Source organism: Amycolatopsis roodepoortensis (assembly GCF_024628825.1).
Classification (GTDB): Bacteria; Actinomycetota; Actinomycetes; order Mycobacteriales; family Pseudonocardiaceae; genus Amycolatopsis; species Amycolatopsis roodepoortensis.
On the sequence record NZ_CP102415.1, the window covers coordinates 2,585,584 to 2,604,556 of the forward strand.

An 18,973-nucleotide genomic window follows, 5' to 3' on the forward strand; every position below is an offset into this window, starting at 1 on the left:
CGCTACTTCTCCCGCACCGGCACGGGCTTGCGACGGCGAAGCATCAGCATGGCCGCGGCGCCGACGAGGATGCCGCCGCCCAGCAGCCCGAGCCCGACCACGGTCCGCGTCGAGTCGTCGGCCTGCGGCGGGATACCGCCCGCGGGCACCGTCCCCGGCACCGCGGGCTGCTCGGGCGCCGCGCCCGGTCCCGTACCGCCGGCGGGCTTCGCCACGAAGTTCCTCGGGATCGCGCAGCTCACGCCACCGAGCACGACCGTCGTGCGGGCCTCACGCAGATCCTTGCCCGTCTCGTCGCGCACGTGCGTGACGATGTCCACCTTCCAGCCCGCGACTGCGGTCACGTCGCCGGCGCGCCAGCCGTCCTGGCGGATGAGCTGGTCGAAGGCGGTCACGCGCGTGACGGTCAGGTCGGAGGTGGTCTTGTCCTTGCTGAGGCTCTCGTTCTTGATCATCGACGGCGGGCCGAGCTTGAGCCCCTTGACGTCGACACCCGAAGCACCGGACGGCTTGAGGTCGCCGTTCTGGTCCCGTACCCAGATCTTGCCCACGCTCGTCGACGACGTCGCCTTGCCCGGCGCGGCACAGTCGACCGAGCTCTTCGCGCCTTCGAGCACCAGCACGGTGTTGTCGAGCGGCTTCGCGCCGCCGCGCCCGTTGTCGATCAGGGCGTAGTTGCTTTCCGCGACCGCCGTCGGGACCGTGGTCTGCTGCAGCGCGGCGACCACGTTGTGATCACGGCTGGCGATCCCGGCCGGGAACGGGCTCTGCGCGCCGTAGCGGCCCAGGTTGATGGCCCATTTGTCACCGAGGGTGCCCTGCTCGCCGGCGTCACGCGGGACGACAGTGCGGTCCGGGGAGAGTTTCGACTGGCCGGGCGTCAACGGCGAACGCTGGGTCTCGGTGATCAGCGATCCCGGGTTCCCGATCCGCACCGACGCCACGTTCGCGAACGACACGGGGCCGGTCTTCTCATCGACGGCCTTCGTCGTCTGCGCCGAGGCGAGCCCCGGAACCGAGGCCAAAGCGACGGCCGCCGTCGCGGCGGCCAGCTTCGTCACGAAACGAGTCATGTCTCCCCACTGCCTTCTCCGGGCACTCTGAGCGCGGTCGTCAGTGTGAAGCGACGAAACGCTCCGCGACAACCTTGCACCGTTGGCGACGACATGCGAAGCGGAATGGTCATTTCTTCGCGAAGTCACCCGAATGGAGCAGTAACGTCGCCGCCAAGTGGTCGCCCGGTCGGCGAACAGACCAGCGGGGACGGGAACACTAAGATGGACTGGACTGTTACTGGCAATGACTTCGGAAATCATGATGGACTTGGAGGCCGCGATGGCTACGGTGACCCCGGATTCGGCCGCCGCGGGCCTCGCGGAGGACCCCGGACCGCATTCGTCCGCCCGTCCCCCCGCCGAACCCGCCGTGTCGGCCTCGCCCGCCGTGCTCGCGGACGCGGGTGACCTGCTCCGGGCCCTCGCCGCCCCCGTGCGCATCGCCATCGTGCTGCAGCTGCGTAACGCGGACCGGTGCGTCCACGAACTGGTGGACACGCTCGATGTCGCGCAGCCGCTGATCAGCCAGCACCTGCGGGTACTGAAGACCGCGGGGGTCGTACAGGGTGAGCGACGCGGCCGTGAGGTGGTGTACCGGCTGGTCGACGATCACCTTGCGCATATCGTGGTGGACGCCGTAGCCCACGTTCAGGAGGGGAAGTGAGCATGAGTCCGACGACGGCCAACAGTTCCGCGCCGGTGCCGGGACGCCGGTCGACGAAACAGCGGGCCGCCGTGGTGGAGCTGCTCAAGGAGATCGACGACTTCCGTTCCGCCCAGGAACTGCACGACGAGCTGCGCAAACGCGGCGACGGTATCGGGCTCACCACGGTGTACCGGACGCTGCAGTCGCTCTCGGAGGCCGGCGAGATCGACGTCCTGCGCACCGACACCGGCGAGGCCATCTACCGGCGCTGCTCGTCGCACCACCACCATCACCTGGTGTGCCGGATCTGCGGCAGCACCGTCGAGGTCGAGGGCCCGGCCGTGGAGCGGTGGGCCGAGAAGATCGCCTCGGAACACGGGTTCTCCGACATCAGTCACACCGTGGAGATCGTCGGGACCTGCTCGAACCACTGACGGGCGTCACCGGGCCTGGTTCTTGAGGTGGTGTCGCGAAAGCCACTTTCGGGACACCAGACGTCTCGAAAGTGGCTTTCGCGACATGATCGCCAGGGCGGCGCCGCGGCCGACGGTTTCGCAAGTGGCTTTCGCAGCCCCGGCGGGGCACATCGCCCAGCAGGACCCCGAGTACCGACCCGGTCCGGGCGTCAGTACTCGTATGGGTCCTTCGGTGCCGGCACCTGCCGCACCGACGTGAGCGTCAAGTCCGGCATGTAGCTGTTCTCCCGCACCGCGGTTCCCGGCACGACCGTCCCGGTGACCTCCAGCCAGGTGTCGTCCCCGAACCCCGACGCGCCCTCGCCCAGCATCCGCACGGTGATCGGGTACGCGTCGGCGGCACAGCAGCCGATCACCATCCTGGCCAGCATCGTGTTGCCCTCGTTGTGCACCACGAACCCGGACAGCCGCACCGTCCGCCCGTTCAGCGAGCCACTGGAATCCCAGCCCGCCCGGCTGACGAATTCGTTGACCTCCAACGGGACCACGTCCCCGGCGGGCAGCGGCGGGAAGGCGGCCGCGTTGCTCGCCGAAGCGCTTTGCGGCGCCCTGGCCTCCGTGCGGGTCACCGAATCGGCGCCCAGCGCGGGCGGCGCGACCAGGAACACGGCCAGCACCGGCACCATCAGCAACCAGGCCGACCGGGTGTTGTGCTCGTGCGCGTGGACGTCCCCGGACACGGCGGCGGCGGTCGCGCGGGCGGCCAGCAGGTCACGGACGATCGCGACCGCGCCCAGCGCGACCATCACCGCGCCGCCGGCGATGATCCACGGCTGCTGCGCGGGTTTGACGTAGCGCAGGTAGTCGCCGTTGATCGTGATCTTGAGCAGCGCCCCGCCGAGCAGGATCAGCAGGATGTTCTGGGTCTCGCGTTTCACGCGCCACCTCCGAGGATCAGCACACCCGAGACCACCGCGCAGGACAGCGCGACCACGAACGTCACGGGCGCGAACCGCAGCGCGAACGACTTGCCGAAGGTACCGGTCTGCAGCGCGAACAGCTTCACGTCGATCGCGGGCCCGACCACCAGGAACACCAGCTTCGGCAGCAGCGGCATCGCGGTCAGCGACGCGGCGACGAAGGCGTCCGCCTCACTGCACAGCGCCAGCACGACGGCGAGTACGGCCATCACCAGCACGCCGAGCACGATCTGCTCCCCCAGCACCCCGAACCACTTCGCGGGTACCAGGACGTTCATCGCGGCGGCGATCATCGCGCCGAGCACCAGGAACCCGCCCGCCTCGACCAGGTCCGCCCGCGCGGTCTCGGCGAAGGTCTTCCAGCGCGAGCCGTGCTGGACCTCGGGGAGACGCCGCAAGGCGCGCTCCGCGATCCAGTCGAGCTTGCCCCACTTCGCCCACAGCCAGCCCATCACCATCGCCGTGGCGAGCGAACCGGCGAACCGGGCGAACACCATCTCCGGGTTCCCCGGGAACGCCACCGCGGTCGCGACCAGCACCACCGGGTTGACCGCGGGCGCGGCCAGCAGGAACGTCAGCGCGGCCGCGGGCGCGACACCCTGCCCGATCAGCCGCCGCGCGACCGGCACCGACGCGCATTCACAACCCGGCAGGGCGACCCCGGCCAGCCCCGCGACACCGACCGCCGCACCGGCCCGGCGGGGAAGCACCTTCTCCAGCACCCGCGCGGGCACGAACGCCGCGATCGCGCCGCTGATCAGCACCCCGAGCACCAGGAACGGCAGCGCCTGCACGCAGACCGCGACGAACACCGTCGAGCCGGTCCGCAGCGCGGGCACGTCGAACACCTGCTGGAGCCAGCTCTGCCCGAGGATCGCGATCAGCAGGATCGCGCAGAGCACCTCGATCGAGGTGATCTTGAACCGCCGGGCCGGCTTCCGCTCCGGGGCGCTTCTGGAAATGGTTTCCATGCGCGCGATGATGCCAGGTGACCCAGCGTTCCGGCGGTCACTCCCCGGGAGCGGTCCCCAGGAGGTCCGAACGCAGCTGCGACGCCGTCGACACGACCAGCATGAGCAGCGTTCCGAGCGGCGAGGGATCCATGCCCTCGGCCGGGAACGCGTACCTCAGCGTGATGTCGATGCCCTTCTCCGAACGCACGACACCGAGCGTCCCGAACAGGCCCTGTCCGGCGCGTTCCGCCGCCGAGGCCGCGATCGCCGGGTCGTCCGGCAGATCCCAGGCGACGACGCAGGTCAGGCTCAGCACGGTCAGCCCTTCGGCCAGCCGGGTCGCCTGGATGACGCACGGGACGTCCGCGTGCGAGAAGGTCAGCGCGCCGTCGTCGTCGACGTGGACTTCGAGATAGCGCTCGAGGGCTTCCCGCGCGGAGGTGAGCAGGGCCGCCGTGTCCGCCGCCTCGGTGGTCATGAGGTTCCTTCCGAAGCCTTGTCGACGGCCCCGCCGAAGCGGCGGTCCCGTTTCGCGAACTCGAGGCAGGCCCGCCACAGGTGGGTGCGGTCGAAGTCCGGGAAGAGCGTGTCCTGGTAGACCATCTCGGCGTAGGCCGACTGCCAGAGCAGGAAGTTCGACGTGCGCTGCTCCCCCGACGGCCGCAGGAACAGGTCCACGTCCGGCATGTCGGGCTGGTACAGGTACTTACCGATGGTCTTCTCGGTGACCTTGTCCGGGTTCAGCTTGCCGTCGGCGACGTCCTGCGCGATCCGGCGCATGGCGTCGCCCAGCTCGGCGCGGCCGCCGTAGTTGACGCACATGGTCATGTTCAGCGCCGTGTTGTGCTTGGTCTTCTCCTCGGCGACCTGCAGTTCCTTGATGACGCTCGCCCACAGCTTGGGACGGCGGCCCGCCCAGCGGATGCGGACGCCGATCGAACCGAGGTAGTCGACCTGGCGGCGGATGGTGTCGCGGTTGAAGCCCATCAGGAAGCGGACCTCCTCCGGGCTCCGCTTCCAGTTCTCGGTGGAGAACGCGTACACCGACAGCCATTTGACGCCCAGCTCCACGGCACCGCTGGCGACGTCGATCATCACCGCTTCACCGCGTTTGTGGCCTTCGATCCGCGGCAGTCCCCGCTGGTTGGCCCAGCGGCCGTTGCCGTCCATCACCAGCGCCACATGCTTCGGGAGGAGTTCCTTGGGGATCTCCGGCGGCCGGGCACCGGACGGATGCGGCTCCGGCGCGCGAAGTTCGAATTGTGACGCCTTGTTCTCGCGTCCCCTGCGCAGCACCTTCGAGCCTCCTGATCGAGCGAACCTGTGCCTGCGACCCTACTGCGCCTGCGTGCTGGTCTCCCGCGCACGCCTCTCCACCAGCGGCAGCGACCGCAACTGGCGCTCCAGATGCCACTGCAGATGGGCCGCGACCAGGCCGGACGCGTCCCGCCGCGGCACCGGCTGCGAAGCCTCGGCCACCGGCCACTCGCCGTGCAGGAGCGCCGCGAGCAGCGTCAGCACCTCCGGGGAGGGGTGGACGCAGCCGGGGACCCGGCAATCCGGGCACATCGAGCCGCCGGCGGACACGCTGAACGCCTTGTGCGGCCCGGGCAGGCCGCAGCGGGCGCATTCGGTGATCGCGGGCGCCCAGCCGGCGTAGGCCATGGCGCGCAGGAAGAAGGCGTCGAGGATGAGGGAACTGTCCCGCTCCCCGCCCGCGAGCGCGCGAAGGGCGCCGACGACGAGCATGTAGAGCTTGAGCACCGGCTCGCCCTCTTCGGCGGACAACCGGTCCGCCGTCTCGGCGATGGCGCTCGCGGCGGTGTAGCGCTGGTAGTCGGCCACCAGCGGCAGCGCGAAGGCGTCGACCGTCTCGACCTGGGTGATCACGTCGAGCGAGCGGCCGGTGTAGAACTGGACGTCGACGTGGCCGAACGGCTCCAGCCGCGCCCCGAAGCGCGATGACGTCCGACGCACGCCTTTCGCGACCGCACGGACCTTGCCGTGCCGCCGCGTGAGCAGGGTGACGATCCGGTCGGCCTCACCCAGCTTGTGCGTCCGCAACACCACTCCGGTGTCGCGATAGAGGTTCACCACCCCGACATCGTCCCACCTGGGACCGACATCGGGGTGGTGCGCCCCGGAAACGAAATCAGCAGTAGCTGCCGTAGCAGCTGTAGGTCGACGCGCTCGTCGCCAGGACGACGGCGAAGATGATCCACACGATCGAAAGCAGGCAGCCGACGCCACCGATGATGGTGGCGATCAGGCAGAGCGTCTTCGTCGACTTCGACGCGTCCATGGCGGCGGCGTAGTTGCCCTGCATCTTGTAGGTGTTGACCTCGTTGGACTTCATGATCGCGAAGATCGCGATGATCCAGAAGAGGAAGATGCAGCCGATCGCCCAGCCCTTGTAGTCCTTGATGGCGTTGATGTCACCGCCGGGCATACCGCCCGGAGCGCCGTAAGGAGCGGGCTGGCCGTACGGAGCGGGCTGCCCGTAGGGAGCGGGCATGCCACCGGAAGGCGGCCCATAGCCAGGCTGCTGCTGTCCATAGGGCTGCTGCTGGCCGTAGGGGTTGGTCATGAAAGTGGTCCTCGTTGTTCTTTCGGCTTCGGGTCGGGCTAGATGCTCGCGGCGACCAGGACGATCCAGAGAATGGAGAACAGGCAGCCGACCCCGCCGATGATCGAGGCGATCATGCACATGGTCTTCGTCGACTTCGACGCGTCCATGGCGGCGGCGTAGTTGCCCTGCATCTTGTAGGTGTTGACCTCGTTGGACTTCATGATCGCGAAGATCGCGATGATCCAGCAGAGGAAGATGCACCCGATCGCCCAGCCCTTGTAGTCCGGGATCGAGTTGATGTCACCGCCGCCACCGGGCATCCCGCCCGGGGCGCCGTAGGGCGCGGGCTGACCGTACGGCGCGGGCTGGCCATACGGCGCCGGCTGGCCGTACGGCATCGGGTTCGGGCCGGAAGGCTGGCCGTACGGCGCGGGCGTGGCGCCGGACGGGGGTCCGTATCCGGGCTGAGGCTGCTGGCCATAGGGCTGCTGGCCGGGGCCGGGCTGCTGGCCGTACGGGTTCGTCATCGGGTTCCCCACTTGTGTCGTGCTTCCCGACGGGTAGATCCCGCCGGTCGTTCCTTACTTCTGCGGTATTCCGGGCCCGTTCGGCCCATCCGCTCCGGGCAACTGCTGCCTCAGCTGCTCCGGGGTGATCTTCTGCGTCGGCTCGGCTTCGTCGAACCCGGACGGCGCCTGCTGAGGTTGCTGTCCCGGGCGGAGGACCTGCGTCGGCTCGGCCTCGCCCAGGGCCGGTCCAGGCTCGGACTCCGCGGACGGCGCCGCGGTTCCCGACGGCTGCTGCCCGAACGGCTGGGACGGCTGCTGCCCGAACGCCTGTGGCTGCTGGGGCGCGCCGACCGGCTGTTGCTGCTGCGGTTGCTGGCCGAACGGCGAGGGCGGCGCGGGGAACGACGACGAAGCCGGCTGCGGCGGCGCGGGGAATCCCGGCGACTGGCCGAACGGCGCCGACGCGGGCGCGCCGTCGGCCTCGCCCGGCACGACGACGGTGCTGAGGATCTTGTCGGCGAACGTCTGGTTCTTCTCGTCCCACAGCGGCCAGAGGTAGCCGAGACCGCAGACCCAGCCGTCGAGGTTGTGGCACAGGTCCCGGACGAAGGCCATCAACGGGCCGATCGGCTGCCCATCGCTCTCGCGGACGAGCTTGATCTTCAGGATCTTCTTGCCGAGCGACTGGCCGGTGGTGCCCATCCTGATCCACCGGTTGTAGACGGTCCAAGCGAAGCCTGCGAGGTAGCCGACAGCGGAGATGATGCCGCCGATGAGCGAGTTCGCGTTCGTGGCGATTATGGCGCCGATGATCGGGAGCACGAAGATCGGCGCGAAGTCGATCAGCGACCCGGCCGCGCGCAGGCCCCAGTGGGCGTAGTCGGTCTGCGGGCCGAACTGGGCGGCCTGGCCGAACGGCGAGGGCTGGCCCTGCTGACCGAACGGGGACGGCTGGCCCGGCTGCTGGCCGAACGGCGACTGCGGCTGCGCGCCGAACGGCTGGTTCGGCTGCTGGCCGAACGGGGACTGCTGCTGTTGCCCGAAGGGCGAAGGCTGCTCGCCCGGCGCCTGCTGACCGAACGGCGAAGACTGGCCACTCTGCTGCGGCTGCTGCCCAAACGGCGAAGCCTGGTCACTCTGCTGCTGCCCGAAGGGCGAAGACTGCTCGCCCGGAGCCTGCTGCCCAAACGGCGAAGACTGGCCACCCTGGTGCGGCGGCTGCTGCCCGAAAGGCGAAGCCTGCTCGCCCGGCGCCTGCTGCCCGAACGGCGAGTGCTGCTCTCCCGACGGCTGTCCGAACGGCTGCTGCGCCTGCGGTGACTGCGGCTGCCCGTCCCCCGGCGGGGGCCCGGATCCGGGCGGCGGCTGCTGTCCCGGCGGCTGCTGGCCGTAGGGAGTGGTCATCGAAATCCCCTCGCTGGTTGCGGCGACCCGGGCTGAATGTACGGCATGGGTACACACCGAGCAGACCGGTGCGCGGGAGCGTACTCGGTACCACCGACGATCCGGGCCTCGGCCCGGCACTCACACGTAGAGCGAGGTGAACGGGGCGAAAGGCAGGTTACGGATGACGAACCAGACGACGAACACGACACCGAACGCGAGCGGCGTCCAGCGCCAGTGCAGCCAGCTGTTCACCGCGCGGCCCCGAAGTCTTCCGACCGCCCAGGCGACGGTGCTCCAGACCAGCAGCAGAAGGACCACAAAGGACACCGCGTTGTAGTGCAGCGCGGCGGGGATGTCCCCGTGCAGCGCGCTGTAGACCATGCGCATGCCGCCACAGCCCGGACAGGCGATGCCCAGCAGGGTCTTGGTGGGACAGACCGGAAGCGGCCCGCCCGGAGTGGTGGGATCACCCAGCCAGAGGACGACGCAGCCGAGCCCCGCGCCGGCCGCGATGGCCAGGGGTGGCCCCAGCGCGCGGGCCTTCGCCTTGAACCCGCGCGCCGGGAATCCCGTGTAGACGGACGACGTCACGGCGTGAAGCTTCCCGCCGACGCGCCGATGATGACCATCACCACGATGAAGATGATGTACAGCAGGAAGAGCACGCCGGTGGAGATCGCTCCCCACATGGCCCACTTCTTCGCGTCGTCGGCGGCCTTCTGGGCTTCGGCGTGGAAGCCCTGCGACCACAACGTCTGCACCTGGCTCGACTTCACGATCGCCACGATACCCAGCGGCAAGCAGCACAACACCGTGCAGAGAATGGCCCACACCAGGTTGTTGTCCGGCGGCGGGCCGTAGTTCGGCACGCCGCCGTAGTACGGCTGCTGCGGCGGTGGCCCGCCCGGGGGCGGGTAGTTCGGGTATTGGTCGGTCATGAGGTCTCCCCCTCGATCGCCTCGATCAGCGGTAGGTGTTCACGTCGACCGAGGTCGCGAAGACACCGAGCACGACGACGAGGATGACGTACAGAACGGCGATCACGGCACCGACGATGGCCGCGATGATCGACCACTTCTTGGCCGCGTCGGCCGCTTCCTGCGCCGCGGCGGGCTGCCCCTGCGCCCAGAGGGTGTTCACCTGGTTCGCCTTGACGATGGCGACGATACCGAAGGGCAGGCAGCACAGGATCGTGGTGAGGATCGCCCACACCAGGTTGTTGTTGGGCGGCGGGCCGGGGTTGTTGAAGCCTCCACCGCCCTGAGGGTCGCCGGAGTAGTTGGGCAGGCCCTGGTTGTCGGTCATTTACCGCTTTCCCTTCACGAATGATATGCAGAACTACGACCCGGGCGCGCCGCCCGATCAGCGATCACCGGAGTCAAGGGTTGAGACTCTAAGGTCACCCGTCCGGTTCCACATCATCAACCGGTCTCCGCGACCGAATCGAGACATTCCGTTCAGTCAGAAGCCCAGCCGTCGCAACTGACGGGGGTCGCGCTGCCACTCTTTGGCGACCTTGATGTGCAGGTCGAGGTAGACCTTCGAGCCGAGGAGCCCCTCGATCTGCTGCCGGGCGCGGGCGCCGACGTCCTTGAGGCGCTCACCCTTGTGCCCGAGGATGATGCCCTTCTGGCTCGGTCGTTCCACATAGAGGAACGCGTGTACGTCGATCATGTCGTCCCTGCCCTCGTGGGGCAGCATTTCCTCGACGGTGACCGCGATCGAATGCGGGAGCTCGTCGCGCACACCCTCCAGCGCCGCCTCGCGGATCAGCTCGGCGACCAGGGTCTGCTCGGGTTCGTCGGTGAGTTCGCCGCCCGGGTACAGCTGCGGCCCCTCGGGAAGGTGCCGCACCAGCAGGTCCGAGAGCGCGCCGACCTGGAAACCGTCCACAGCGGACACCGGGATCAGCTCGGCGAACTCCATGACCTCCTGCAGGGCGAGCAGCTGCTCGGCGACCTGCTCGGGTTTCACGAGATCCGTTTTGGTGACGACGCCGATCACCGGGGTGCGCTTGGCGATCTTCTTGAGTTCGGCGGCGATGAACCGGTCACCGGGACCGACTTTTTCGTTGGCGGGAACGCAAAGCCCGACAACGTCCACTTCGGACCATGTCGAGTGGACGATGTCGTTGAGCCGCTCGCCGAGCAGGGTCCGCGGGCGGTGCAGCCCCGGTGTGTCGATGATCACCAGCTGGGCGTCGTCGCGGTGGACGATGCCGCGGATGGCGTGGCGGGTGGTCTGCGGTTTGCTGGAGGTGATCGCCACCTTGCTGCCGACGAGCGCGTTGGTCAGCGTCGACTTGCCGGCGTTGGGCCGTCCGACGAAACAGGCGAAACCGGAACGATGCGGCTCGGCCATCAGCTCAGCACCTTGCCACTGGGATCCGCGAGATAGACCGGGGCGTCTTCGGCGATGTCCCGCACCGCCTGGAGCGAAGCGCCGTTCAGGAGCGCGTCACCGCTGACCACGACGGCGGCCTCGATTCCTTCGGCTCCACTCGAAACGGCGGCGGCGACGGCGGCCTGCAACGCGGTCAGCTTGAACGACGGCTGGTCGACCGTGCTCGCCGCGTAGGTGCGGCCGTCGGTGTCCCGGAGCGCGGCGCCTTCGGCGGCCTGGGTGCGGGCTCGCGCGGACCTGGCCAGGGTCACCAGCTTCTGGTCCTCGGCGTCCAGCTCAGGCATGTTCGACACTCCTGTCACGTTCATCGGGCTGCGGGACCCGGGTCCGGCGCCTGCCCTGGGCAGGGTCGGTCACCGCGTCCGCGTCGGCGGGGTGGACGACCACCGTGGTGATCCGCATCCGCCCGCGCCGGTCCTTACCGCCTTCGGCGAACAGCCGAAGTCCGGCGACCTCGGCTTCGGCCCCCGGCAGCGGGACCCTACCCAGTCGCTCGGCGAGCAGCCCGCCCACGGTCTCCACGTCGTGGTCTTCGAGGTCGATCCCGAACAGTTCGCCCAGGTCGTCGATCGAAAGCCGGGACGACACGCGGACCGCGCCGTTTTCGAGTTCTTCGACCTCGGGGCGTTCGTCGGTGTCGGATTCGTCGGTGATCTCGCCGACGATCTCTTCGAGGATGTCCTCGATGGTGAGCAGGCCGGCGGTGCCGCCGTACTCGTCGACGGCGATCGCCATGTGGTTGTGGGAGACCTGCATCTCCTTCAGAAGGTCGTCGAGCCGCTTGGAGTCCGGCACGAAGCTCGCCGGGTTCATCAGCTCCTGGACCTGGCGCTGCGAGCCGCCCTCGGCCATGTACGCGGGCATGAGGTCCTTGATGTTGACCACGCCCACCACGTCGTCGACGGAGTCGCCGATCACCGGCAGCCGGGTGAACCCGGTCCGCAGGGCCAGCGCTAGCGCCTGGCGCACGGTCTTGTCGTGCTCGATCCAGACGATCTCCGTGCGCGGCACCATGACCTCGCGGGCGACGGTGTCGCCGAGCTCGAACACCGAGTGGATCATCTCGCGTTCGGATTCCTCGACGACGCCGCGCTCCTGGGCGAGGTCGACCAGCTCCCGCAGTTCGACTTCGGAGGTGAACGGGCCTTCTCGGAAACCGCGGCCCGGGGTGATGGCGTTACCGAGGACGATCAGCAGCCTGCTGAGCGGGCCGAGGATCGACCCGAGGACGCGGACGGGACCCGCGACGACCAGGCCGATCCGGTACGGGTGCTGGCGGCCGAGGGTGCGCGGACCGACCCCGATGATCACGTAGCTGACCACGACCATCACACCCGCGGCGACGACGACGGCGAGCCACAGCGGCTCGACCCAGCCGAGGACGTCGACGGTGACCAGCACGGTGGCGGTCAGCTCGCAGGTCATCCGCAGCAACAGGATCAGGTTGATGTGGCGGCGGCGCTCGGCGATGACCAGGGAAAGCTGGCGCGCGCCGGGCCTGCCGAGCCGGACGAGACCGTCGGCGCGGGCCTTGGAGACCGTGCTGACCGCCGCGTCGGCGGCCGCGAACACCCCGGCGAGCAGGATCAGCGCGATGGCGATGATCAGCAGAGCCGCGGGACTACCCATTCCGGCGCCGCCTAGGCCGGGGGTTCGTCGGCGGGCACGGCGTCGAGGCCGGCGGTGCCGAGGAGCCTGTCGTCCGCGGAGCGCTGTGCGTCACGCTTGTTGAGCGCGGCCACGGCCGCCTGGAACTCGCCGAGGATCCGCTTCTGCAGGCCGAACATCTCGCGTTCCTCGGCCGGTTCGGCGTGGTCGTAGCCGAGCAGGTGCAGCACGCCGTGCGTGGTGAGCAGATGCAGCTCGTCCATCAGCGAATGGCCCGCCGTCTTGGCCTGGTCCTTCGCGAACGCCGGGCACAGCACGATGTCACCGAGCAGCGCGGGCGAGGCGTCCGGCGCGTCGGGGCGGCGTGACGAGTCGAGCTCGTCCATCGGGAAGGCCATCACGTCGGTGGGACCGGGCAGGTCCATCCACCGCTCGTGCAGGTCCTCCATCACCTCGATGGTGACGAGCAGGATGGACAGCTCGGCGAGCGGGCTGACCTCCATCTTGTCGAGCGCGAACCGGGCGGCCGACACGATGGAGGTCTCGTCGACGTTCACGCCCGATTCGTTGGCGATCTCGATGCTCATGAACGGCGTTGCCCTTTCCAACCGCTGCCCTGGCCCCGGTTGCCCTGGTCCTGGCTGTCCTGCAGCGCCTGCCACTTCTCGTACGCGTCGACGATGTCGCCGACGAGCTTGTGCCGCACCACGTCCTGGCTGGTGAGCTGGGCGAAGTGCAGGTCCTCGACACCTTCGAGGATGTCGCGGACCACCCGCAGGCCGCTCTTCTGGCCGTTGGGGAGGTCGACCTGCGTGACGTCGCCGGTGACGACGATCTTGGCGCCGAACCCGAGCCGGGTGAGGAACATCTTCATCTGTTCCGGCGTGGTGTTCTGCGCCTCGTCGAGGATGATGAAGGCGTCGTTGAGGGTGCGGCCGCGCATGTACGCCAGCGGCGCGATCTCGATGGTGCCCGCCTGCATCAGCCGCGGGATCGACTCGGGCTCGACCATGTCGTGCAGCGCGTCGTAGAGCGGGCGCAGGTACGGGTCGATCTTCTCGTTGAGCGTGCCCGGCAGGTAGCCGAGGCGCTCACCGGCTTCGACCGCCGGGCGGGTCAGCACGATGCGCGTGACCTGCTTGGCCTGCAGCGCCTGGACGGCTTTCGCCATGGCGAGATACGTCTTGCCGGTACCGGCGGGGCCGATGCCGAAGACGATCGTGTGCTTGTCGATGGCGTCGACGTAGCGCTTCTGGTTGAGCGTCTTGGGCCGGATCGTCTTGCCGCGCCGGGAGATGATGTTCATGCTCAGCACTTCGGCCGGTGACTCGTGGTCACCGGTGGAGAGCATGCCGACGGTGCGGCGGACGGTGGCCGGGTCGACCTGCTGGCCGCGGCCGGCGAGCGTCACGAGTTCGGCGAAGACACGCTCCGCGAAGGCGACGTCGGCGGGGGCGCCGGTCAGGGTGACCTCGTTGCCCCGGACGTGGACGTCGGCGGCGAGGAGTTCCTCGGCGACGCGGAGGTTTTCGTCCCTGGAGCCGAGCAGGCTGAGCGCGGCGGCGTCGGGGATGGGGAATCGGGACTGGGCCGCCTCGGTGATCGCGGCCTCGTCGGTCTTCGTCGGGATGACGTCCGCGGGAACGTCGGGTCGGGCGGCTTCACCCGGTACGGTTCCGGCCACGTGGCCTCGGGCCTACTTCCTGCGCTTACGCTGCGATTTTCAACGACAGTGACAAGTTCGATGTTACTGGTTGCGGGTGTCGGCACGCAGTCCGGTTTCCGGAGGGCGCGCGCCTCAGCGGCCGAAATGCCCCAGCTGCTCGCCGCCGAGCACGTGCGCGTGCACGTGGAACACGGTCTGCCCGGCGTCACCGTCGGTGTTGAACACCACCCGGTACCCGGACTCGGCGATGCCCTCGATCTCCGCGACCTTCCGGGCCGTCGAGGCCACGTCGGCGAGGAGTTGCGGGTCACCCGCGGCCAGCTCGGCCAGATTGCGGTACCGCTTCTTCGGCACCACGAGCACATGCACCCGGGCCTGCGGCGCTATGTCCCGGAACGCATACGTCGTCTCGTCCTCGTACACCTTCTCGGACGGGATCTCACCCGCGATGATCCGCTCGAACAACGTCTCCGCGTCACTCATCCCCCCACCCTATCCCCACCCCCGCGCCGCACCCGACACGCTTCGCCACACGCGAAAGTGCCGCCTCGGTCCGAGTGGTCGTGAGTGGCGTTTCGGGTTAGAACCCGAAACGCCACTCACGACCCGGGAAGGAGCCGGGCCCGACGCCGGTACCGAAGACCACGCACGCTTTGCTCTACTGCGCCGACCGCCGACCGCCGACCCCCGCCGATCGCGCCGTGGGGGCCAGGGGGCTCACCCCCGGACCAACACCCACGGCGCGGATTCCGGGGTGCGGCAAGGAACGAGGGCCTGAAATGAAGATGCCGCGGCGCGGTGGGCCCTGGGGGTCGGCCCACCGCCGCCGCGGCTCCGCCGGACCGAGGGGGGAGGTGCCCGGCGGGGATTCACGCGCGCGACCGGGCTTCATCCCCAGTGGCGCGCCGAAACCGTGTGTTGCGCGTCAGTTAACGAGAGTAACGGCTGTTTGCGTGATCGCGCCATAACTCGCCGCAAATTGGTGGGGTGTTTTTTCACTTCCAGCGTTCTGTGAGAACCCCTAGCGCCCCGAGTGCCACGGCGGCGGCGGTGGAGGTGCGCAAAACGGTGGGGCCCAACCGAATGGCGGTCGCGCCGGCGTCGGTGAGGGTGCTCAGTTCTTCGTCGGTGATGCCGCCTTCGGGGCCGACGACGAGGAGGATGTCGCCTTGTGCCGGGAGTTCGATCTCGGTGAGGCGGGTGGTGATGCCGGATTCGAGGACGAGTGCGCGGGAAACGGTCTGGGCGAGTTCGGCGAGTTCCCGGGTGGTGACGGCTTCGGCGACTTCGGGGACGTGGGCGCGGCGGGCCTGTTTGGCGGCGGCGCGGGCGGTGGTGCGCCAGCGGGTGAGGGCTTTGTCGCCGCGGGTTCCTTCTTCCCAGCGGGCGACGCTGCGCGCGGCACGCCAGGGGACGATGGCGTCGGCGCCGGCTTCGGTGGCGAGCTCGACGGCGAGTTCGCCGCGGTCACCCTTCGCAAGCGCCTGGGCGACGATGACGCGCAGTGCGGGCGGTTCCTCGGTCCAGTGTTCCTCGATGGCGAGGGTGAGCGCCGCGTCGCGGCCCGCCTGGACGGCTTCGACGACGCAGCGCGCCATGCCGCCTTCGCCGTCCGAAAGCACGAGACGTTCCCCGACGCGCAGGCGCCGGACGGTGGCGGCGTGCCGGGCTTCCTCACCGTCGAGCGTGGTGCGCCCGGAGCCGGGCAGCGCGGCGGTGAGGAAGACCGGCAGTGTCGTCTCGGGCACGGGCTACCGGTGGTTCTTGGTGCGCAGCTTGGAGAACAGCCCGCCGGGCTTGGAGCCGTTCGAGGCGAGCGAAGGCACATCCTCGCCGCGCTGCTGGGCGAGTTCGACGAGGAGGTCGCGCTGGGCGTCGTCGAGTTTGGTCGGCACGACGACGTCGATGTGGACGTGCAGGTCGCCGCGGCCGTCGACGCGGCCGGAGGACCGCAGCCGCGGCATGCCCTTGGCGGTGAGCACGAGTTCGGTGGCGGGCTGGGTGCCCGGCTCGATGTCCAGCTCGTAATCGCCGTCGATGAGCGTCTCGATGGGCACCGTGGCGCCGAGCGCGGCGGTGGTCATCGGGATGCGGAAGTTGCAGTGCAGGTCGTTGCCCTGCCGGACGAACACCTCGTGCGGGGCCTCGTCGATCTCGACGTACAGGTCGCCCGCGGGGCCGCCGCCGGGGCCGACCTCGCCCTGGCCGGAGAGGCGGATGCGCATACCGTCGCCGACGCCCGGCGGGATCTTGGCGGTGACGTTGCGGCGCGCGCGGACCCGGCCGTCGCCGCCGCACTGGCGGCAGGGGTCGGGGATGACCTCGCCGAAGCCGCGGCAGACCGGGCAGGGACGGGCCGTGACGACCTGGCCGAGGAAGGACCGCTGCACGGACTGGACCTCGCCCGCGCCGCCGCAGGTGTCGCAGGTCTTGGTGCCGGTGCCTTCGGCCGCGCCGGCACCGCGGCACAGGTCGCAGACGATGGCGGTGTCGACGGTGATCTCGCGGTCGACACCGGTGGCGCATTCCTCGAGGGTGAGGCCGAGGCGGATGAGCGCGTCGGAGCCGGGCTGCACGCGGCTGCGCGGGCCACGGCCGCGGCCGCCGCCACCTCCGGCGGCGCCGAAGAAGGCGTCCATGATGTCGCCGAGGCCGCCGAAGCCGGAGAACGGGTCTCCGCCGCCACCGCGGGCGCCGCCGTCCATCGGGTCGCCGCCGAGGTCGACGACCTTGCGCTTCTGCGGGTCGGACAGCACCTCGTACGCGGTGGTCACCTCGCCGAAGCGGTGCTGAGCGTCTTCCGACGGGTTGACGTCGGGGTGCAGTTCACGGGCCAGTTTGCGGTACGCGCGCTTGATCTCCTGATCCGTCGCGTTCTTCGCAACCCCGAGAATGCCGTAATAGTCCCTCGCCACCGTCTCCGCCTTCTCCTTCTGACTTCGACCTCAACGCCGCGTTCAGCGGCCGGAGAGGATCTGCCCCACGTAGTTCGCCACCGCGCGCACCGCGGCGATGGTGTTCGGGTAGTCCATCCTGGTCGGCCCGACGACGCCCATGCCGCCCAGCAGCATGTCGTCCATCCCGTAGCCGATGGACACCACCGAGGTGCTGCGCATCTGCTCGTCCTCATTTTCCTCACCGATGCGCACGCTGATCGCACCGGGGTTGCGCGCGGCCGCCAGCAGCTTGAGCACGATGACCTGCTCCTCGAGCGCCTCCAGCACCTGCCGCAGCGATCCGGGGAAGTCCGAGACGTTGCGGGTGAGGTTGGCCGTGCCGCCGAGCACCAGCCGCTCTTCGGGGTGTTCGACCAGCGATTCCACCAGCACGGTACAGACGCGGGTGAGGCTGTCGCGCAGCTCGCCCGGCGACTTCTCGGGCAGTTCGGCGACCGACGCCGCGGCGTCGGCGAGCCGACGGCCAGCCAGTGCCCCGTTGAGCACCGTGCGCAGCCTGGCGACGTTCTCCTCGGTGATGACGTCCCCGAGGTCGACGGTGCGCTGGTCGACGCGGCCGGAATCGGTGATCAGCACGAGCATCAGCCGCGCGGGGGTGAGCGGCACCACTTCGAGGTGGCGGACGGTGGAGTTGGTCATCATCGGGTACTGGATGACCGCGACCTGCCTGGTCAGCTGCGCGAGCAGCCGGACGGAGCGGCGCAGGACGTCGTCGACGTCGGTGCCGCTGTCGAGGAAGGCCGTGATGGCCCGGCGTTCGGCCGCGCTGAGCGGTTTGACCTCGGCGATCCGGTCGACGAACAGGCGGTATCCCTTGTCGGTGGGGATCCGGCCCGCGCTGGTGTGGGGCTGTGTGATGTAGCCCTCTTCTTCGAGCGCCGCCATGTCGTTGCGCACCGTGGCGCTGGACACCCCGAGGTTGTGTCTGTCGACGATCGCCTTGGACCCGACGGGCTCCTGGTTGGAGACGTAATCGGCGACGATCGCGCGCAGCACTTCGAATCGGCGTTCTTCGGCGTTGGCCACCCGCACCTCCCTCGGCTCGTCCTCACAACGAGTTTACGGAAGGCGAAGTGCCCGGGGCGTCACCGGACGTCTCCAGGGCCGTCAGCCGCGCCTCCGAGGGGAACGCCGCGGCGACTCCACAGGCCTTCGGATCACCTTCACCGACCCCCACCAGGCGAAACCCGTGACGCGAAGCACCGGCGCGCCCGTCGCCGACCGCCGTCGCCCCGTCCTGCGGCCGGTGCCGAACCCGCCCATCAGGCCGAGGCCCCGGACGTCGAGGGCGAAGTCCTCCGGAACGACGATCTTGACGCCGCCCATGACCGCCACCGCCCTGATCGTGCAGGATCCGCCGTCGATCCGGGCCCGCCGCAGATCGAGGCGCACGCTGCCCCAGAACGCGCGGGTGACGTGGTTCGACGGCAGTGGTCCGGCGAACCTCCGCGTGGTGCCCGACATGACAGCGAACGACCGCCGTCCGCCTTGCTCCTCGTCGCCGGCGTGGGACAGGCCGAGCGTGCCGCCGGGGGCCAGATCCGCGACGACGGGTTCGAATTCCGCGAAAGTCCTGGCCGCGTAGACGGCGTCCAGTCTCGTTTCCAGTTCACCGGCGGTGATCCGTCCCGCGCCCATCGCCTCACACAGCAGCCGCGCGACGTTTTCGCGATCGGAATCGGCCACCCGCATCGCCGACCGCTTCGGTTCCGACATGACGGCGATGCTAACCGGAATCGGCGCTCGCTCCGGCGATTCCCGGCGATCTGCTGGAAAGCCATGACCGCCATGAGTGAATTCGGTTCCGCCGTCCTGCCTGCCATGA

25 protein-coding genes are annotated in these 18,973 nt (G+C 69.4%); 3 read left to right on the plus strand and 22 right to left on the minus strand.

Features of this window, described 5'->3' with window-relative positions; genetic code table 11:
• Nucleotides 1-2 precede the first annotated feature (2 nt).
• Nucleotides 3-1,073: a hypothetical protein gene (locus tag NQK81_RS12030; RefSeq protein WP_257488244.1), complete on the minus strand. Its 1,071-nt coding sequence runs from the start codon at nt 1,071-1,073 to the stop codon at nt 3-5.
• Nucleotides 1,074-1,335: 262 nt separating this feature from the next.
• Here NQK81_RS12030 and NQK81_RS12035 point away from each other — a divergent pair, with 262 nt between their 5' ends.
• Together NQK81_RS12035 and NQK81_RS12040 are read left to right on the plus strand one after the other, a co-directional pair.
• The gene (locus NQK81_RS12035; RefSeq protein WP_126729475.1) at nt 1,336-1,719 is read left to right on the plus strand and encodes an ArsR/SmtB family transcription factor; all 384 of its coding nucleotides are present in this window, start codon (nt 1,336-1,338) and stop codon (nt 1,717-1,719) included.
• A 2-nt stretch (nt 1,720-1,721) separates the two neighbouring features.
• Complete coding sequence (locus NQK81_RS12040; protein WP_034316411.1) at nt 1,722-2,135, plus strand: Fur family transcriptional regulator; 414 nt, start codon at nt 1,722-1,724, stop codon at nt 2,133-2,135.
• Nucleotides 2,136-2,326: 191 nt separating this feature from the next.
• Here NQK81_RS12040 and NQK81_RS12045 read toward each other — a convergent pair whose 3' ends face one another.
• From NQK81_RS12045 to NQK81_RS12080, 8 genes are read right to left on the minus strand one after another with little or no spacing between them, the layout of a single operon-like run.
• The gene (locus tag NQK81_RS12045; protein ID WP_257488245.1) at nt 2,327-3,055 is read right to left on the minus strand and encodes a TIGR03943 family putative permease subunit; all 729 of its coding nucleotides are present in this window, start codon (nt 3,053-3,055) and stop codon (nt 2,327-2,329) included.
• A complete protein-coding gene (locus NQK81_RS12050) occupies nt 3,052-4,068 on the minus strand; it encodes a permease (RefSeq protein ID WP_257488246.1) in 1,017 nt (338 codons plus the stop codon). Before NQK81_RS12050 ends, NQK81_RS12045 begins: the two co-directional genes overlap by 4 nt.
• 37 nt (nt 4,069-4,105) lie before the next feature.
• Complete coding sequence (locus NQK81_RS12055; RefSeq protein ID WP_005158775.1) at nt 4,106-4,528, minus strand: hypothetical protein; 423 nt, start codon at nt 4,526-4,528, stop codon at nt 4,106-4,108.
• Nucleotides 4,525-5,346, minus strand: coding sequence for an isoprenyl transferase (locus tag NQK81_RS12060; protein ID WP_037342848.1), 822 nt, complete (start codon nt 5,344-5,346; stop codon nt 4,525-4,527). The genes NQK81_RS12055 and NQK81_RS12060 overlap by 4 nt, the downstream gene beginning before the upstream one ends.
• Nucleotides 5,347-5,385: 39 nt before the next feature.
• Nucleotides 5,386-6,147, minus strand: a complete 762-nt coding sequence (gene recO, locus NQK81_RS12065; RefSeq protein WP_125676128.1) for a DNA repair protein RecO — start codon at nt 6,145-6,147, stop codon at nt 5,386-5,388.
• A 55-nt stretch (nt 6,148-6,202) separates the two neighbouring features.
• The gene (locus tag NQK81_RS12070) at nt 6,203-6,637 is read right to left on the minus strand and encodes a CD225/dispanin family protein (protein ID WP_257488247.1); all 435 of its coding nucleotides are present in this window, start codon (nt 6,635-6,637) and stop codon (nt 6,203-6,205) included.
• Nucleotides 6,638-6,675: 38 nt separating this feature from the next.
• The gene (locus tag NQK81_RS12075; protein ID WP_185926925.1) at nt 6,676-7,146 is read right to left on the minus strand and encodes a CD225/dispanin family protein; all 471 of its coding nucleotides are present in this window, start codon (nt 7,144-7,146) and stop codon (nt 6,676-6,678) included.
• A 54-nt stretch (nt 7,147-7,200) separates the two neighbouring features.
• On the minus strand, nt 7,201-7,950 hold the full coding sequence (locus tag NQK81_RS12080; RefSeq protein WP_257488248.1) for an RDD family protein: 750 nt from the start codon (nt 7,948-7,950) through the stop codon (nt 7,201-7,203).
• A gap of 48 nt (nt 7,951-7,998) precedes the next feature.
• Between NQK81_RS12080 and NQK81_RS12085 the strand changes: the two genes are divergently transcribed.
• Entirely contained in the window at nt 7,999-8,448 is a 450-nt protein-coding gene (locus tag NQK81_RS12085; protein WP_257488249.1) for a hypothetical protein, read from the plus strand.
• A gap of 204 nt (nt 8,449-8,652) precedes the next feature.
• Here the strand turns inward: NQK81_RS12085 and NQK81_RS12090 are convergent, their stop codons facing one another.
• The 13 genes from NQK81_RS12090 to NQK81_RS12150 all read right to left on the minus strand — a co-directional run bounded on the left by NQK81_RS12090 (nt 8,653) and on the right by NQK81_RS12150 (nt 18,864).
• A complete protein-coding gene (locus NQK81_RS12090; RefSeq protein ID WP_126729486.1) occupies nt 8,653-9,105 on the minus strand; it encodes a DUF2752 domain-containing protein in 453 nt (150 codons plus the stop codon).
• Nucleotides 9,102-9,452 carry a CD225/dispanin family protein gene (locus NQK81_RS12095; protein WP_126729487.1) on the minus strand — a complete coding sequence of 117 codons (351 nt, stop codon included), beginning with the start codon at nt 9,450-9,452 and terminating at the stop codon, nt 9,102-9,104. Before NQK81_RS12095 ends, NQK81_RS12090 begins: the two co-directional genes overlap by 4 nt.
• Before the next feature lie 25 nt (nt 9,453-9,477).
• Nucleotides 9,478-9,819: a CD225/dispanin family protein gene (locus NQK81_RS12100; RefSeq protein WP_126729489.1), complete on the minus strand. Its 342-nt coding sequence runs from the start codon at nt 9,817-9,819 to the stop codon at nt 9,478-9,480.
• A 156-nt stretch (nt 9,820-9,975) separates the two neighbouring features.
• The gene (gene era, locus NQK81_RS12105) at nt 9,976-10,875 is read right to left on the minus strand and encodes a GTPase Era (RefSeq protein WP_016332464.1); all 900 of its coding nucleotides are present in this window, start codon (nt 10,873-10,875) and stop codon (nt 9,976-9,978) included.
• Entirely contained in the window at nt 10,875-11,201 is a 327-nt protein-coding gene (locus tag NQK81_RS12110; protein WP_192745782.1) for a cytidine deaminase-like protein, read from the minus strand. The genes era and NQK81_RS12110 overlap by 1 nt, the downstream gene beginning before the upstream one ends.
• Complete coding sequence (locus NQK81_RS12115) at nt 11,194-12,546, minus strand: hemolysin family protein (protein WP_257488250.1); 1,353 nt, start codon at nt 12,544-12,546, stop codon at nt 11,194-11,196. Before NQK81_RS12115 ends, NQK81_RS12110 begins: the two co-directional genes overlap by 8 nt.
• An 11-nt stretch (nt 12,547-12,557) precedes the next feature.
• Entirely contained in the window at nt 12,558-13,112 is a 555-nt protein-coding gene (ybeY, locus tag NQK81_RS12120; protein WP_257488251.1) for an rRNA maturation RNase YbeY, read from the minus strand.
• Nucleotides 13,109-14,209, minus strand: a complete 1,101-nt coding sequence (locus NQK81_RS12125; protein WP_126729495.1) for a PhoH family protein — start codon at nt 14,207-14,209, stop codon at nt 13,109-13,111. Before NQK81_RS12125 ends, ybeY begins: the two co-directional genes overlap by 4 nt.
• Before the next feature lie 114 nt (nt 14,210-14,323).
• The gene (locus NQK81_RS12130) at nt 14,324-14,674 is read right to left on the minus strand and encodes a histidine triad nucleotide-binding protein (protein WP_257488252.1); all 351 of its coding nucleotides are present in this window, start codon (nt 14,672-14,674) and stop codon (nt 14,324-14,326) included.
• Nucleotides 14,675-15,186: 512 nt separating this feature from the next.
• The gene (locus tag NQK81_RS12135) at nt 15,187-15,939 is read right to left on the minus strand and encodes a 16S rRNA (uracil(1498)-N(3))-methyltransferase (protein WP_257488253.1); all 753 of its coding nucleotides are present in this window, start codon (nt 15,937-15,939) and stop codon (nt 15,187-15,189) included.
• A gap of 3 nt (nt 15,940-15,942) precedes the next feature.
• Nucleotides 15,943-17,106 (minus strand): molecular chaperone DnaJ, encoded by a 1,164-nt coding sequence (gene dnaJ, locus NQK81_RS12140; RefSeq protein ID WP_125676153.1) that lies wholly within the window; start codon nt 17,104-17,106, stop codon nt 15,943-15,945.
• A 42-nt stretch (nt 17,107-17,148) separates the two neighbouring features.
• The gene (hrcA, locus tag NQK81_RS12145; protein WP_126729501.1) at nt 17,149-18,174 is read right to left on the minus strand and encodes a heat-inducible transcriptional repressor HrcA; all 1,026 of its coding nucleotides are present in this window, start codon (nt 18,172-18,174) and stop codon (nt 17,149-17,151) included.
• A gap of 81 nt (nt 18,175-18,255) precedes the next feature.
• On the minus strand, nt 18,256-18,864 hold the full coding sequence (locus NQK81_RS12150; RefSeq protein WP_257488254.1) for a DUF1707 SHOCT-like domain-containing protein: 609 nt from the start codon (nt 18,862-18,864) through the stop codon (nt 18,256-18,258).
• Between the last annotated feature and the right edge of the window lie 109 nt (nt 18,865-18,973).

Excerpts from the sequence above, each read along its gene's own strand:
- NQK81_RS12030 (WP_257488244.1), bottom strand. The coding sequence starts at position 1,073 with ATGACTCGTTTCGTGACGAAGCTGGCCGCCGCGACGGCGGCCGTCGCT.
- NQK81_RS12035 (WP_126729475.1), top strand. The coding sequence starts at position 1,336 with ATGGCTACGGTGACCCCGGATTCGGCCGCCGCGGGCCTCGCGGAGGAC.
- NQK81_RS12040 (WP_034316411.1), top strand. The coding sequence starts at position 1,722 with ATGAGTCCGACGACGGCCAACAGTTCCGCGCCGGTGCCGGGACGCCGG.
- NQK81_RS12050 (WP_257488246.1), bottom strand. The coding sequence starts at position 4,068 with ATGGAAACCATTTCCAGAAGCGCCCCGGAGCGGAAGCCGGCCCGGCGG.
- NQK81_RS12055 (WP_005158775.1), bottom strand. The coding sequence starts at position 4,528 with ATGACCACCGAGGCGGCGGACACGGCGGCCCTGCTCACCTCCGCGCGG.
- NQK81_RS12070 (WP_257488247.1), bottom strand. The coding sequence starts at position 6,637 with ATGACCAACCCCTACGGCCAGCAGCAGCCCTATGGACAGCAGCAGCCT.
- NQK81_RS12075 (WP_185926925.1), bottom strand. The coding sequence starts at position 7,146 with ATGACGAACCCGTACGGCCAGCAGCCCGGCCCCGGCCAGCAGCCCTAT.
- NQK81_RS12095 (WP_126729487.1), bottom strand. The coding sequence starts at position 9,452 with ATGACCGACCAATACCCGAACTACCCGCCCCCGGGCGGGCCACCGCCG.
- NQK81_RS12100 (WP_126729489.1), bottom strand. The coding sequence starts at position 9,819 with ATGACCGACAACCAGGGCCTGCCCAACTACTCCGGCGACCCTCAGGGC.
- era (WP_016332464.1), bottom strand. The coding sequence starts at position 10,875 with ATGGCCGAGCCGCATCGTTCCGGTTTCGCCTGTTTCGTCGGACGGCCC.
- NQK81_RS12110 (WP_192745782.1), bottom strand. The coding sequence starts at position 11,201 with ATGCCTGAGCTGGACGCCGAGGACCAGAAGCTGGTGACCCTGGCCAGG.
- NQK81_RS12115 (WP_257488250.1), bottom strand. The coding sequence starts at position 12,546 with ATGGGTAGTCCCGCGGCTCTGCTGATCATCGCCATCGCGCTGATCCTG.
- ybeY (WP_257488251.1), bottom strand. The coding sequence starts at position 13,112 with ATGAGCATCGAGATCGCCAACGAATCGGGCGTGAACGTCGACGAGACC.
- NQK81_RS12130 (WP_257488252.1), bottom strand. The coding sequence starts at position 14,674 with ATGAGTGACGCGGAGACGTTGTTCGAGCGGATCATCGCGGGTGAGATC.
- NQK81_RS12150 (WP_257488254.1), bottom strand. The coding sequence starts at position 18,864 with ATGTCGGAACCGAAGCGGTCGGCGATGCGGGTGGCCGATTCCGATCGC.